Here is a 14,717-nt window from a genome sequence, read left to right on the forward strand (position 1 = left end):
AACCGGCGCGGTCGACGCTGCGGGGGTATTGGGCACACTGCGCGACCCGAACATCGCTGTTCGGGTCGCGGGGGAGGGGTTGTGTCCGGTCAGGCGGCTTTCGGGAGAAGATCCAGGTCGGCCGCGCCCAGCGGGGCGGCGGAGCTGGTCAGGTAGCGCTGCAGAGTGGAGCGCTCGTCCAGCACCAGCCAGGTGATCGCTTCCGCGGACTCGGGCTGCTGGTCCTTGGTGGTGACGCCCACCGAGGTGCCGAGCGCGTAGGAGCCGTCGTCGGTCACCGGCACGGCGATGGCGCCGATCTTGGTGGCGGCCCGCTCGGCCACGACGGACTCGATCGCCTGGTCGATCGCGACCGCGATCCGGGTGCCGGGTCCGGCGCCGAGGCGCAGCAGCAGCCGGGCCAGGCGATTGGACCAGCGGTCCAGCTCGGCGTAGGTCAGGTCGCAACCGGCGGTGGATGCCACGACCGCGTGCGGATCGACCTCGGCGACGGGCTGTGCCACCGGCAGGGAGTACAGGTTGTCGGCGAGCGAATCGGTCAGCGTGTGCATGTCGTGTCCTCGGGGTCGATTGAGAGGTTCTCGGCGTACCTCTGAATCTCGTCCTCGAGCGGACTTTTCGACAGCAACCCCAGCGCTGGTCCGCGCACTCCAAGGGTGCGGGAAACCTCACCCAAGGGGTGGGCGGTCAGTCGGTCACGTAACCGTTGAGCGTGTTGCGCAGATCGGTGAGCAGGGCGCGGGCGGCGGTGAGGCCGTCGCCGTGCCAGACGCTGTCCTCCACAGCGAACACCCGGCGATCGGTGGCGGCGCCGAGTTCCTTCCACTCGTCGGTGCGCAGCACCGCTTCACCGTGTTTCTTGCCCTCCTGGCCCGCGAGGATCACGTAGATCAGATCGCCCTCCGCCTTGGTGGCGAACTCGCTCTCGCGCACGTCGAACGAGGCGCCGCGCTGCGCGGCAGGACGCTGCACGCCCGCGTCGGCGAGCACCTGGCCGGAGAAGCTGTCACCGCCCTGTACCCGCTGGGCGTCGCCGGTGAACCGGAGGATCGATGCCTGGGTCTGGCCCGCCGCCAGCGTGGTGCCGGTGTCGCGCGCCTCGGTGCGGTAGTTCTGCAGTGCGGTCTCCGCCGCGTCGCGCCGTCCCATGCCTGCCGCGAACGCAGCGAACTCGGCTTGCCAGCTGTTGTTCGAACCGACCAGCACGGTCGGTGCGATGGCTTGCAACGCGCTGAAACTCGCTGTGCCGGTGGGGTTCTCGCCCAGAATCAGATCGGGATGCAGGGCTGCGATCCGGGCCGGGTCCGGCTGCGCGGCGGTGCCTACGCCGGGGATCTTCAGTACGCCGGTGCCCAGATAGGCCGGTTGCGGGCTCGGGCCGTCGAGGGTCACCGTCCCTACGACCCGCTCCCACAGGCCGACCGCGCAGACGGCGTCCAACGCGGAGGTGTTGAGCACGACGATGCGCTGCGGGTCGGCGGGGACCTCGGACACGCCCGCCGCATGGGTGACGCTGCGGGTGTCCCCGCCCGCCGGGTCGGGCGCGCTCGGCAGCGCGCACGCCTTGGTGGTGTCGCGCTCCAGCCCCACCACACCCGCGCCCGCGATGTTGGTGGTGGTGCGCACGATGGAGGCGGAGTCGTCGGTGGCGCCGCCGCAGCCCGCGAGCACGAGCGCGGCACACCCGGCCACGACCGCCCGGAACCGATGACCGGCCGCGCCGTTCCGATGACGAATCGCGCGAATTCGGGTGCGTACCTGCATCACGTCGCTCACCGGCATGCGAGTGAGGGTACATGTCGGCGGTGGCGGGTCCCTGGCAGAGGTCGCGGCGGTTGGCGGCAGGCGTGCTGGTGCAACGGGTTCCGCTGTTTCGGCGGCTCCGATCGTGCTTTCCGGACGCCGACCGTTATGTTACTGTCTCGGCAAGGTCGCGAACGGGGAGTTGCGCGACATCGCAAGGGGGAATCATGAGATTGTATTTCGGTCGGTTCGCGCTGTTCTTGTTCATGGTCGTCTGTACATTCGCTGCGGGCGCGACGGCATCCGCGACGCCTCCGCCGGGGTCGAATTTCGACTATCAGAAATTCGCGGCCGATATGGCGGCTTGTGATGCGGACGGCAGCACGATGAACGAGAACCAGGTCCTGTACGGCGCCGTTCATCCGAACGGATCCAAAATGCAGTTCCGATGCTACGCGTTGCGCCACATGGTCGACGGTGGGCACGATCCGTTCGTCAACCCGAAGGCCTTTCTGGACTGCATGGATCGTTTGGTGAGCTTCGGATTTCCCCGGGATGGGAACAAGCCGGGTCATAAACAGCATATTTTGCAGTACAACGGCACCAGCAGTCGAGCGAAGCTCGCCTACGACACGAACCGCGGCAACGACATCCTGACTGTCTATACTGAGCCGCGGGACAACGAGTGGCTCGCCTGCGCGACCATGTAATTCACTCGAACGGGGGTGCTGAACGCAGATGGGCATACGCCGACGTGAGCTGGTCGCCGCTGCCAGGCGTGATGAGGACGAGATCGAGGAACCGCTGGCGCGTTTGCGGATACACCTCACGGAGATGGTCCGTTTCTGTGGGCGGGTATACTGCGGCGAATCCTCCAGCCACGCTCTAGCGGTCCATGCCATTCGTGCACGCGACGCCATAGGGTTTGTCGATTCGATGGAGGCATTGACCGAGTTCGATCGCCTGCGGCTGGCGGCGTTGGAAAGCGTTTCCGGTGAGATCGAAGGTTTGGACGCCGATACTGTCGACTTGGCGAACGCGGACCGGTTGGCAGACGGGGTCACGCGGTTCTTCCGACAGAAAAAAGTGACGGAACGCGCGATGACAGGGATTTTCCTGATCTGTCTGAACGAGGCGTACGCTGTCGCCGGAGGATATCGGGATCCCTATCTCGGGGCGAGGAACATCGCCGAGATGAGGTTGTTCACCGATTCCGAAGACGAGCCGTTCGTCGCGTCGTGCGACGAATTGGCGGCCCGATTCGAAGAATCCGCCGGCGACAACCCGGAAGTGGTCGCGCGGATCGAGGACCTTATGGCGGCGTACACGCGCGCGAATCCGGTGTGAGCGTGCCGTACGCCGAGGCGACAAGCGGCCCGTCCGAAAATGTTCGCCGGTCCAGGAACTCTTCGTGCGGGCCCGCCGGGCTCAAAGCCGATTGCCCCCGATGCTGAAGCGGGCGCCGGTGGCGTCGGTAACCGCGGCCATCCGGCCGTAGGGCGTGTCCTGGGGCGGCGAGAGCACCGTCCCGCCCAGTTCGGTGAGCCGCTCGACGGTCTTGTCCACGTCGTCGGCGCCGAAGTAGACGATCCAGCCCGCGGGTGCGCCCTCGGGCAGGAAGGCCGACGCGTCCATGACGCCGCCGAGCATCGGGCTCTCGGCGTGGATGGTGGAGTAGCGGAACTCCGGGGCGTCGGAGACGGTGAAGACGTCCGACCAGCCGAAGACCTCCCGGTAGAAGGTCAACGAGGCGTCGTAGGCGCGGGTGTGCAGCTCGAACCAGGACGGCGCGCCCGCGTGCTCACGCCACTGCCCGCCGGAGACCAGACCCATGGTCTCGAAGCCGGGGAACGTCCCGGCCTGCCAGATGCCGACGCCCGCACCCCCGACGTCGCCGAGCACGGCCATCGTGCCCAGCTCGCCCACCGCCATGGGTGGCACGACCAGCGACGCCCCCGCCGCCGTCGCCGCGTCGGCGGTGGCCTGTGCGCCGGAACTGGCCAGATACACCGTCCACTGTTCCGGGCTGTCGGTGTCGCCGGGCATCCTGGCCATCGCGCCCGCCACCGCGCGCCCGTCCTTGCGGAAGGTGACGTACCCGCCGAACTCCTCGCCCGCGCTCTCGGCGGTCCAGTCGAACAGTTCGCGGTAGAACGCGATACTCCGATCGAGGTCGGAGCTGTACAAATCGACCCAACAGGGATCGCCGATCTTCGTGCGGTTGGTTCCGGTCATCGCTGCTCTCCTGGCCTGAGGTGAACTCGTGTCACCTCTACAGACGCCCGCCACCTACAGAACTCATCGGTCCCGGCGGCACGAATATGGAACCGCGCGCTGTGTGTCCGGAGTCCGGATAACGACGCGCCCAGCGCACCCCGACCACGTCTTTCGAGCGAAGCGAGACCGAGCATGCGCCGTTCGCGGCCCGGCTCGCGTCCGAGCGGCCGCCGCGTCCGCGACGAAGTCGCCAGCGGCGGTCGCTCGGACGCGAGCCATGAGGGGGCCGCGAACACGCCGCGACGAAGTCGCGGCCAAACAAATACGACAGAGAGTAGGACCCGTTCGGTCGGGCGCATCTTCACGGGTTTACGATTCGGAGAGCGCAAGCGAACTGTCGTCTGTTCCGACATCGGGATGGATGCGATCAGCGGAGCCTGCGGAGCGACCTAAAGGCACCTTTCAGGAGGATCAGTGACTGCCGTAGAGCCCCAGCCAGTCCCTCAGTTGGAAGCGACTCGGCCTTATCCGGCTCGGACCGGGCCGAAGGGCTCGTTCATCTACAAGATGGTCACCACCACGGACCCGAAGGTCCTGGGTGTCATGTACCTGACCACGTCGATGGGCTTCTTCCTCATCGGTGGCCTGATGGCCCTGCTGATGCGCGGTGAGCTGGCCCGGCCGGGCCTGCAGTTCCTCTCGACCGAGCAGTTCAACCAGCTGTTCACCATGCACGGCACGATCATGCTGCTGTTCTACGCGACCGCGATCGTGTTCGGCTTCGCGAACATCATCCTCCCGCTGCAGATCGGCGCCCCCGACGTCGCCTTCCCGCGCCTGAACGCCTTCAGCTACTGGCTGTACGCGTTCGGCGCCAGCATGGCGACCGCGGGCTTCATCACCCCGGGCGGCGCCGCGGACTTCGGCTGGACGGCGTACGTGCCGCTGACCGACATCCTGCACTCCCCGGGCGTCGGCACCGACCTGTGGATCCTGGGCCTGGCGGTGTCCGGTCTGGGCACCATCCTCGGTGGCGTGAACATGCTGACCACGGTGGTCTGCCTGCGTGCTCCCGGTATGACCATGTTCCGGATGCCGATCTTCACCTGGAACATCGCCGTGACCAGCGTCCTGGTGCTGCTGGCCTTCCCGCTGCTGACCGCCGCGCTGTTCGGCCTGGCCTACGACCGTCACCTGGGCGGCCACATCTACGACCCCGCGACCGGCGGCATCCTGCTCTACCAGCACCTGTTCTGGTTCTTCGGCCACCCCGAGGTGTACATCATCGCGCTGCCGTTCTTCGGCATCGTCTCGGAGATCTTCCCGGTCTTCTCGCGTAAGCCGATCTTCGGTTACACCACGCTGGTCTACGCCACCCTGGGCATCGCCGCGCTGTCGATCGCGGTGTGGGCGCACCACATGTACGCCACCGGCGCCGTGCTGCTGCCGTACTTCTCGTTCATGACCTTCCTCATCGCGGTCCCGACCGGTGTGAAGTTCTTCAACTGGATCGGCACCATGTGGCGCGGTCAGCTGACCTTCGAATCGCCGATGCTGTTCTCCATCGGCTTCATCGTCACCTTCCTCTTCGGTGGTCTGTCCGGCGTCATCCTGGCCAGCCCGCCGCTGGACTTCCACGTCACCGACTCGTACTTCGTCGTGGCGCACTTCCACTACGTGCTCTTCGGCACCATCGTGTTCGCCACCTACGCGGGCATCTACTTCTGGTTCCCGAAGATGACCGGCCGGATGCTGGACGAGCGCCTGGGCAAGTGGCACTTCTGGACGACGTTCATCGGCTTCCACACCACCTTCCTGGTCCAGCACTGGCTGGGCGCCGAGGGCATGCCGCGCCGCTACGCCGACTACCTGCCCAGCGACGGCTTCACCACGCTGAACACGATCTCCACGATCGGCGCCTTCGTGCTCGGCGCGTCGATGCTGCCGTTCCTGTGGAACGTCTTCAAGAGCTACCGCTACGGCGAGGTGGTCACCGTGGACGACCCGTGGGGCTACGGCAACTCGCTGGAGTGGGCCACCACCTGCCCGCCGCCGCGGCACAACTTCTACGAGCTGCCGCGCATCCGCTCGGAGCGTCCCGCGTTCGAGCTGCACTATCCGCACATGGTCGAGCGCATGCGCGCCGAGGCGCACGTCGGCTGGGGCGCGGGTAAGCACGCCACCGACCTGCACGAGCCGAACGTCCTCGCGCAGTAGGGCGCTTGCCCGGCGGCGCCGGACGGGCGATGTCCGGCCGCGCCGTAGGATTCATCGCGACGAGTGTGCACCCGCTGGTCACCAGCGGGTGCACACTCGTTTGTGGAGATCAGTACGCACCGTGCGTTGCGACAACGACGTCCAGCACAGCGACGGCGAACATCGAACATGGAGCGCATCAGTTGGCCGACACCACCGTCCTCGTCACCGTCACCGGGCCGGACCGCCCCGGTGTGACGTCCGTGCTGCTCGCGGCCATGTCCCGGCACCGAGTGAGCCTGCTGGACGTGGAGCAGGTCGTGATCCGGGGCAGGCTGACCCTCGGTGTCCTGGTGACCTGCCCGACCGACGCCGAGGCGTTGCAGGACGAGCTCGAAGAGGCCATGAACACCGTCGGCATGAACGTCGACGTGGAGGTGGACGCGGCGATCGGCAGGCAGCCGATGTCCACCCACGCGGTGGTCATTCTCGGCAGCCCGGTCACCGCGCGCGCGTTCAGCGCGGTGTCGCGGCAACTGGCCGCGCTGGGAGCCAACATCGACACCATCCGCGGTATCGCCGACTACCCGGTGACCGGCATGGAGTTGATGGTCACCGCGACCGACTCCGGCCCGGACACCGATTCGCGGCTGCGCACGGCGCTGGCCGAGGTCGCGGTGGCCGAGCAGGTGGACGTCGCCGTGGAACGTGCCGGGCTGGCGCGCCGGGGCAAGCGGTTGATCGTCTTCGACGTCGATTCCACCTTGATCCAGGGTGAGGTCATCGAGATGCTCGCCGCGCACGCGGGCGTGGAGGACGAGGTCCGCAAGGTGACCGAGGCCGCCATGCGCGGCGAGATCGATTTCGCCGAATCGCTGCGGCAGCGGGTAGCGACGCTGGCCGGGCTGGACGAGTCGGTGATCGAGGAGGTCGCCGACCGGATCGAGCTGACCCCCGGCGCCCGCACCACCATCCGCACGCTGCGCCGGATCGGTTTCCGCTGCGGCGTGGTGTCGGGCGGTTTCCGGCAGGTGATCGAACCGCTGGCACACGAGCTGGAACTGGACTTCGTGCAGGCGAACACCCTGGAAGTCGTGGACGGCAAGCTGACCGGCCGCGTCGTCGGCGAGATCGTCGACCGCGCGGCCAAGGCGACCGCCCTGCGCAAGTTCGCCGCCGACGCCGGGGTGCCGATGGAACAGACCGTCGCGGTGGGTGACGGCGCCAACGACATCGACATGCTCAACGCCGCTGGGCTCGGCGTGGCCTTCAACGCCAAACCGGCGCTGCGCGAGGTCGCCGACGCCGCGCTCTCCCATCCGTATCTGGACGCGGTCCTGTTCATCCTCGGGGTCACCCGGCACGAGGTGGAGGCCGCCGACGCCAGGGACGGCCTGCTGCGCCGCGTCCCGCTGGGCTGAACATCCGCCCGGTTCCGCCTCGGTAAACGCTGTCGGACGTAGTCGGTCGATAGCTTCGCGCAGGGCGGGAGTGAAGGGCGGAGGTACGCCTGGATGGGTGCTGTCGGACGTAGTCGGTCGGTGACTCCGCGCATGGCGGGAGTGAAGGGCGGAGGTACGGCTGGATGGGTGCTGTCGGACGTAGTCGGTCGATGACTCCGCGCATGGCCGGAGCGAAGGCGGAGGTACGCCCGCATCGGTAGGCTCGCTGCTGTTGATCATGCGGCGATCGGAGGACGGGTGCGCAAGTCCCTGCTTGTGCTGCCCGCCGGATCGGCGGCGGGGTGCGGCGTGCCGGATCTGACGACAGAGTCCGCGAATTCCGTTGTCCGCATGAGCGAAGCGGGGGGTCGACAACAGCGACCACCGCGCATGGGGCGGCGGCTGGTGATCGCGCACCCCGCGAATCCGTCCACCGCCTACTCGGGGAGTATCGCGAAAGCCGGTGCGGCCGTGGCGAAGCAGGACGGAGCGGCGGATCTCGAACCCGACCCACCCGCGCCGGGCGCGGGCAGGACGTGGGTGTTGAGTTTCGTCGGCGTGGCGTCCCGTGCGTCGCCGCTGACGATGGAGTACGCGCGTCCGTGGGAGCCGGGTTCCGAACCGGCCCGGACGTTTTCGTCGACGATCGAGGTGGAGCGATGACGAGCATTCCGGAATGCGGCGCCGAAGTGCGTGCGAACGGCGAGATCCGCGGCGTGGCAACGGCGTCGGACGTCGACGGGTTCCGGGCCCGGCACGCGGAGCTGGCCGGCGGCTACGGCGCGGGCGATCCGGACGACCCGGCCATGGTGCAGGCGATGCAGATGGTCCTGCATCTGCCGAAGAGCGACCCGCCGCCGCGCAGTGCGCTGCTCGCCGCCGCCGCGTCGGCCGCGGTGGCACTGTGCCTGGACGAGCGAGTCGGGCCGGGCGGCGAGTGGGAAGAACGCTATCTGGCCTGGAAGCGCTCCCGGATCCGCAAGGTGGCTCGGCGCGCTCGCGGCGCACAGTGGCAGGCGACTTGCGCTGTCGCGGGCGTCACGGTGGAGATCGACGGCGCGCAGGCGCGGGCGCTGGTCCCGGGGCCGGTGGGGCAGGTCGACCCGCGAATCAAGCGTCTGCAGATCGGCGGCACCGACCTCACGCACGATGAGCCCGGCCCGCCCGATCCCGAACTGCCGGTGCTGTGGGTGAACGCCGGGCTCGGGATGACGTTGGGCAAGGCCGCCGCGCAGGTGGGTCACGCGAGCATGCTGCTGGCCGGTGCGCTGCCGGTGGAGCACGCGCTGCGCTGGGCGGAACTCGGCTTCCGCTGCGCGGTCCGCGAGGCCGACCCACGGCGCTGGGCGTCGCTGGCCGAGCACGTGGTGGAGGGCGCGGCGATCGCGGTGCGCGACGCGGGATACACCGAAGTGGCGCCGGGCTCCATGACGGTGATCGCGGTGCCCGCCCGGTCCTGGTGAACCCTCCGCTACGGCGCGGCGCGCGTGTCGGTCGGTGCGGCCGATCCGGCCGGGACGGCGGCGTTCCAGCACAGATCGACCGACCGGGCCGGTTTTCCCTCCCTGCGTTGGCAAGTGCCCCCCGGGGTGGGCCAAGATGGAGCGCGTGCCGCAACCGGATCCCGATCTGCTCATCGATTTCACCGACGTGACCGTCCGCCGCTCCGGCCGTACTCTCGTCGGGCCGGTCACCTGGCAGGTCGAGCTCGACGAACGCTGGGTGGTCCTCGGCCCCAACGGCGCGGGCAAGACCTCGCTGCTGCGTATGGCCGCCGCCGAACTGCATCCCACCGCGGGCATCGCCCATCTGCTCGGGGAGCGCATCGGAAAGGTGGACATCAGCGAGCTGCGCCCGCGCATCGGGCTGTCGTCGGCGGCGGTGGCCAGCCGGGTTCCGACCGACGAGAAGGTCAGCGATCTGGTGGTGTCCGCGGGTTACGCGGTGCTCGGCCGCTGGCGGGAGCGCTACGACGACGTGGACACCGATCGCGCCATCGACATGCTGGAAAGCCTCGGAGCCGAACATCTCTCCGACCGCACCTACGGAACGCTGTCGGAGGGCGAACGCAAACGCGTGCTCATCGCCCGCGCGCTGATGACCGATCCCGAGCTGCTGCTGCTCGACGAGCCCGCCGCGGGCTTGGACCTGGGCGGCCGCGAGGAACTGGTGGAGCGGCTCGGCGATCTCGCCGCCGATCCGGACTCGCCCGCGATCGTGCTGGTCACCCACCACGTGGAGGAGATCCCACCCGGATTCACCCACGGCCTGCTGCTCAACGAGGGCGAAGTGGTCGCGCAGGGCCTGCTCTCCGACGTGCTCACCGCCGAGAACCTCAGCGACGCCTTCCGCCAGTCGATCGCCCTGGATCGAGTCGACGGCCGCTACTTCGCGCGGCGTTCGCGGCGGGCGGGCAGTCACCGCACCCGCTGACTCGGACGGCGTGCGATCGCGCAGTTTGGGTGCGTCAGGCGTACCTCCGCCTTCGCTCCGGCCATGCGCGTTGTGCGTACCTCCGCCTTCGCTCCGGCCGTGCGCGTTGTGCGTACCTCCGCCTTCGCTCCGGCCGTGCGCGTTGTGCGTACCTCCGCCTTCGCTCCGGCCGTGCGCGTTGTGCGTACCTCCGCCTTCGCTCCGGGCGTGGGCGGGCTGCGGTTGGACGACGTCCGACTTCGCGTGTTGTGCGTACGCGTTCGCTCCGGGCGTGGGCGGGCTGCGGTTGGACGACGTCCGACTGCGCCTGTTGTGCGTACTTTCGCGTTCGCTCCGGCCGTGCGCGGGCTGAGGACGGACTTCCGACTGCACCTATTAAGGTGCAAGGGTGAGTGAGACAGTAGCGCAGGCAGACTCTCAGCAACCCGAACCGCCGCTCAAAGACGCGTCCACCGTGATGCTGGTGCGCGACGGAGCCGACGGGCCCGAGATCTTCCTGCAGCGCAGGGTCGGCGCGATGGCGTTCGCCGCGGGCATGACCGTGTTCCCCGGCGGCGGCGTCGACCCGTCCGACGGAACCGCCGACATCGCCTGGGCCGGTCCCGAACCCGCATGGTGGGCCGAACAATTCGCGACCAGCGAAACCAGGGCGAAGGCGCTGGTCTGCGCTGCCGTCCGGGAGACGTTCGAGGAGTGCGGCGTGCTATTGGCCGGGCCGACCGCCGACAGCGTCGTCTCCGACACCACCGATTACCACGAGGCCCGCGCAAGGCTCGAGCGCAGGGAACTGTCGCTGGCGTCCTTCCTCGCGGAGGAGAAGCTGGTGCTGCGCGCCGACCTGCTGCGGCCGTGGGCGAACTGGATCACGCCGGTCATCGAGCCGCGTCGCTACGACACTCGCTTCTTCGTCGCGGTGCTGCCGCAGGGGCAGCTCGCCGACGGTGCCACCTCCGAGGCGGCGGAGGTGCAGTGGCGCACCCCTGCCGAGGCGCTGGCACGGTGGCGCTCGGGAGCAGACGTCCTGCTGCCACCGACTTGGTCGCAGCTGATCGCGCTCGGCGAATTCGCCTCCACCGCCGACATCCTCGCCGCGCGGCGGACTATCGATCCGATCATGCCGGTGCTGGCCGATCTGGACGGCAAACAGCTGCTGTCCTTCCCGGACAACCGACGCTATTTCGCCGATCTCCCCGATGCCGGGCGGCTCAAGGGCTCGGCGCGCCCGTGACCGTTCGGGCGCTCCCCGCCTGAGCGGGCTTTCCGGCCATGCTGCGGTGTCTGCCGGCCGTGCACAGGTCTGCCGTGCGGGCTTGCCCGGTAGTGGTAGGGCACCGGCGAGGGGTGTGCCGCCTGCCGGGTCCGACCGCCCGCGCTGTGCCTCCTGTCCGCATCGGAGGACGCTCGCGCTGACATCGTGCCGCGGTTCTGAGGGCCCACCGCTCACGCCGCTCAGCACCCGGTAGCGTGCGTCCCATGGCCGAATTCGTGACCCTGGAGCTGACCGAAGGCGATGCCGCGCGGCGCGTGGCCGTCCTCCGGATCGCCCGCCCGCCGATGAACCTGCTGAACCTGCAGCTGGCGCGCGAACTGGCCGAGGCGGCGGACGCCGTCGCGGCGGACCAGGGTGTCGCCGCGGTGGTGGTGTACGGCGACGAACGAGTGTTCTCGGCGGGCGACGACGTGGCCGAACTGTTCGGGCTCGGCAGCGCCCAGGCCGCCGCCATGGCGGCCGACCTGCAGCACGCCCTTGGCTGTCTGGCCCGGATCCCGCAACCCACCGTCGCGGCGATCAGCGGTTACTGCCTCGGCGGCGGGCTGGAGTTGGCTCTGGGAGCGGACCGCCGCATCATCGGTGACAACGTCAAATTGGGCCTGCCGCAGATCGAGACGGGATTGATCCCGCTCGCGGGCATCCGGCGCCTGTCCCTGCTGATCGGGCCGGGAGCGGCCAAGGACCTCGTCTACACCGGTCGTTTCGTCGAACCGGACGAGGCGAAGGCGCTCGGCCTCGTCGACGAAGTCGTCGCGCCGGACGACGTGTACACCGCCGCGATGCGGTGGGCGCGCCAGTTCGCCGACGGTCCCGCCCGCGCGCTGGCCGCCGCGAAAGCGGTTTTCGAAGCCGGTCCGCACGGCCTCGATCGCGCCCGCGGCGAGTGGTCGGCCCTGTTCACGACGGAAGATCGCCTGATAGGAACAGGTTCTTATCTGGCCAACGGTCCAGGGTCGGCCGAATTCGTGGGCCGATAGCAGGCGTCAACTGCGGATTTGGGTAGGCTTGCCGACCATGACGGTACGTCCCGACGACCCCGCGCCGAACCCGCACGCCACCGAGGCAGAGGTCGAAGCAGCGCTCAAGGATACGAAGCTGGCCCAGGTGCTCTACCACGACTGGGAAGCCGAGACCTATGACGACAAATGGTCCATTTCCTATGACGAGCGCTGTATCGAATACGCGCGCGGCCGGTTCGACTTGGCCGTCGGCCCCGCGCCGCTGCCTTACGGCAAGGCGCTCGAACTGGGCTGCGGTACCGGATTCTTCCTGCTGAACCTGATGCAGGCGGGCGTGGCGAAATCGGGCTCGGTCACCGACCTGTCGCCGGGCATGGTGAAGGTGGCGCTGCGAAACGCGCAGAACCTCGGACTGGACGTGGACGGCCGGGTCGCCGACGCGGAGACCATCCCCTACGACGACGACACCTTCGATCTGGTGGTCGGCCACGCGGTGCTGCACCACATCCCCGACGTCGAGCTGGCGCTCAAGGAGTGCCTGCGCGTGCTGAAGCCGGGCGGCCGCTTCGTGTTCGCCGGTGAGCCGACCACGGTCGGCAACTTCTACGCCCGCTGGCTGGGCCGCATCACGTGGAAGGCCACCACCACGGTGACCAAGCTGCCGATGCTCAGCGACTGGCGGCGTCCGCAGGAGGAGCTGGACGAGTCCTCGCGCGCGGCGGCCCTCGAGGCCGTCGTCGACCTGCACACCTTCGATCCGCGCGCACTGGAGTCGATGGCTCGCTCGGCGGGCGCCGTCGAAGTGGCGGCCAAGACCGAGGAGTTCGCGGCCGCCCTGTGGGGCTGGCCCGTGCGCACCTTCGAGGCCGCGGTCCCCGCCGAGAAGCTCACCTGGCGCTACCGGATGGCGATGTACCGCGCCTGGCTGGGCCTGAGCTGGGTGGACGAGAACGTCATGCGCCGAGTCGTCCCGCGCCAGTTCTTCTACAACGCCATGATCACCGGCGTGAAGCCCACCTCCGCCGGAAAGTAGTGGCGCGCGATATCTGTCGCGACCGCATCGCTCATCGCGGCAGCACCATCGGGGCTGCCGCGGTGGGTGTACCCGAGCCCATGTCGCCGCGCCGGTTCGAATGCCGTGACCGGGCTCGGTCTTTCATGATCCGAACCGGCACGATCACGATCGCCGGAATCAGGCGGGTCGACTCGATCCCTATGCGGGGCCGATAGTGGGCTATCTCTTCACCCGCGACGACGTCGGGTACCTGGGTAGCGCGACCGGTCGGGCCGCACTGGCCGAAGTGGATCGCCTGGCGCTGACGTCCGTGTCCCTGCTGAAGGATCTCGAGCAGGTGCGCGGCGCCTATGGTGACCGCGCCGCGGCGCTGGTCGAGACGGTCCGGTTGCGCCGCCGCGCCACGGCCAAACTGGCCGACGCGGGGGAGTGGTTGTTCACCGACGACGCCTTGCAGCAGGCGACCCCGACCGCTGTCGCCAGGCACCGGGCCACGCGCCTGGCCGGGCGGGCGGTGCACGACGTGACCTGCTCGATCGGCGCGGAGCTGGCGGCCCTGGCGCCGCACTGTCCCGCCGTGCTCGGCAGCGATCTGGACGACGTACGGTTGGCGATGGCGTCCCGCAATCTGTCCGGTCATCGGAATGTCTTGCTGGCCAAGGCGGATGCGCTGACGCCGTGCAGCGTCGACACCGTCGTGACCGCCGACCCGGCCCGGCGCGCCGACGGCCGCCGCACCCACGACCCGGCCAAACTGCAACCGCCACTGCCGGATCTGCTCGACGCCTATCGTGGGCGCGATCTCGCTGTGAAGTGCGCTCCCGGTTTGGATTTCGACCGTCTCGGCTGGCCCGGCGAGGTGGAGGTGGTGTCGCTCGACGGCTCCGTGCGCGAGGCGTGCCTCTGGTCGTCGGGACTCACCGAGCCCGGCGTCACCCGTCGTGCCACGGTGCTCTCCTCCAAGGCCACCGCCTGGACTATCACCGACGCCGAACCCGACATCATCGACGAGCGCCCGCCGGGGCAGTGGATCGTCGACCCGGACGGCGCGGTCGTGCGCGCCGGTCTCGTCCGCCACTACGCCGCGAAACACGGCTTGTGGCAACTCGATCCCCGCATCGCCTATCTCACCGGCGACACCGTGCCCGAGGGAGTACGTGGCTTCCGCGTCCTCGACCGTATGGACTTCCGCGAGAAGGCGCTCCGCGCCGAACTGCATCGCCGTGACTGCGGACCCCTCGAAATCCTCGCCCGGGGTGTCGACATCGACCCCGATGCCCTCCGTTCGCGCCTCAAGCTCCGTGGCAGTCAACCGCATACGCTGGTGATCACTCGCATAGGCCGTAGCGCGACGGTCTTCCTCTGTGTCACCCCGTGACCATCCGGGGCGAATCGTGCCCTACGCCGGAAGTCCCGCGACGACGAGCCGTGCGGCGTCG

14 protein-coding genes are annotated in these 14,717 nt (G+C 68.9%); 11 read left to right on the plus strand and 3 right to left on the minus strand.

The genetic code is table 11. The features are described 5' to 3' along the window. Nucleotides 1-89: 89 nt before the first annotated feature. The gene (locus ACIHAX_RS02215; RefSeq protein WP_355078758.1) at nt 90-551 is read right to left on the minus strand and encodes an AMP-binding protein; all 462 of its coding nucleotides are present in this window, start codon (nt 549-551) and stop codon (nt 90-92) included. A gap of 136 nt (nt 552-687) precedes the next feature. Further along, entirely contained in the window at nt 688-1,782 is a 1,095-nt protein-coding gene (locus ACIHAX_RS02220) for an ABC transporter substrate-binding protein (protein WP_397275361.1), read from the minus strand. Between the two features lie 188 nt (nt 1,783-1,970). Between ACIHAX_RS02220 and ACIHAX_RS02225 the strand changes: the two genes are divergently transcribed. Both ACIHAX_RS02225 and ACIHAX_RS02230 read left to right on the plus strand, forming a co-directional pair. Next, nucleotides 1,971-2,453 carry a hypothetical protein gene (locus ACIHAX_RS02225; RefSeq protein ID WP_397275363.1) on the plus strand — a complete coding sequence of 161 codons (483 nt, stop codon included), beginning with the start codon at nt 1,971-1,973 and terminating at the stop codon, nt 2,451-2,453. Between the two features lie 28 nt (nt 2,454-2,481). Next, complete coding sequence (locus tag ACIHAX_RS02230; protein ID WP_397275365.1) at nt 2,482-3,090, plus strand: hypothetical protein; 609 nt, start codon at nt 2,482-2,484, stop codon at nt 3,088-3,090. An 81-nt stretch (nt 3,091-3,171) separates the two neighbouring features. On the opposite strand, the gene ACIHAX_RS02235 is transcribed toward ACIHAX_RS02230, so the two are convergent. Further along, nucleotides 3,172-3,978, minus strand: a complete 807-nt coding sequence (locus ACIHAX_RS02235; protein ID WP_397275367.1) for a VOC family protein — start codon at nt 3,976-3,978, stop codon at nt 3,172-3,174. Nucleotides 3,979-4,434: 456 nt separating this feature from the next. Between ACIHAX_RS02235 and ctaD the strand changes: the two genes are divergently transcribed. The 9 genes from ctaD (at nt 4,435) to ACIHAX_RS02280 (ending at nt 14,656) form a co-directional block, all read left to right on the plus strand. Beyond that, complete coding sequence (ctaD, locus tag ACIHAX_RS02240) at nt 4,435-6,177, plus strand: cytochrome c oxidase subunit I (RefSeq protein WP_355078763.1); 1,743 nt, start codon at nt 4,435-4,437, stop codon at nt 6,175-6,177. Nucleotides 6,178-6,359: 182 nt separating this feature from the next. Then, nucleotides 6,360-7,577 (plus strand): phosphoserine phosphatase SerB, encoded by a 1,218-nt coding sequence (gene serB / locus ACIHAX_RS02245; protein WP_039795339.1) that lies wholly within the window; start codon nt 6,360-6,362, stop codon nt 7,575-7,577. A gap of 372 nt (nt 7,578-7,949) precedes the next feature. Then, complete coding sequence (locus tag ACIHAX_RS02250; RefSeq protein ID WP_397275369.1) at nt 7,950-8,261, plus strand: protease inhibitor I42 family protein; 312 nt, start codon at nt 7,950-7,952, stop codon at nt 8,259-8,261. Continuing rightward, nucleotides 8,258-9,061, plus strand: coding sequence for an aminoacyl-tRNA hydrolase (locus ACIHAX_RS02255; RefSeq protein WP_397275371.1), 804 nt, complete (start codon nt 8,258-8,260; stop codon nt 9,059-9,061). Before ACIHAX_RS02250 ends, ACIHAX_RS02255 begins: the two co-directional genes overlap by 4 nt. 136 nt (nt 9,062-9,197) lie before the next feature. Continuing rightward, entirely contained in the window at nt 9,198-10,031 is an 834-nt protein-coding gene (locus ACIHAX_RS02260) for an ABC transporter ATP-binding protein (protein WP_364429369.1), read from the plus strand. Nucleotides 10,032-10,488: 457 nt separating this feature from the next. Continuing rightward, the gene (locus tag ACIHAX_RS02265) at nt 10,489-11,259 is read left to right on the plus strand and encodes an NUDIX hydrolase (RefSeq protein ID WP_364429615.1); all 771 of its coding nucleotides are present in this window, start codon (nt 10,489-10,491) and stop codon (nt 11,257-11,259) included. Nucleotides 11,260-11,504: 245 nt separating this feature from the next. Further along, the gene (locus ACIHAX_RS02270) at nt 11,505-12,281 is read left to right on the plus strand and encodes an enoyl-CoA hydratase-related protein (RefSeq protein ID WP_355078767.1); all 777 of its coding nucleotides are present in this window, start codon (nt 11,505-11,507) and stop codon (nt 12,279-12,281) included. 37 nt (nt 12,282-12,318) lie between these two features. Next, on the plus strand, nt 12,319-13,296 hold the full coding sequence (locus tag ACIHAX_RS02275; RefSeq protein WP_355078768.1) for a class I SAM-dependent methyltransferase: 978 nt from the start codon (nt 12,319-12,321) through the stop codon (nt 13,294-13,296). A 196-nt stretch (nt 13,297-13,492) separates the two neighbouring features. Further along, nucleotides 13,493-14,656, plus strand: coding sequence for a class I SAM-dependent methyltransferase (locus tag ACIHAX_RS02280; RefSeq protein ID WP_397275374.1), 1,164 nt, complete (start codon nt 13,493-13,495; stop codon nt 14,654-14,656). Nucleotides 14,657-14,717: the final 61 nt, after the last annotated feature.

This window comes from Nocardia sp. NPDC051929 (genome assembly GCF_044548645.1).
GTDB classification, from domain to species: Bacteria; Actinomycetota; Actinomycetes; order Mycobacteriales; family Mycobacteriaceae; genus Nocardia; species Nocardia sichangensis.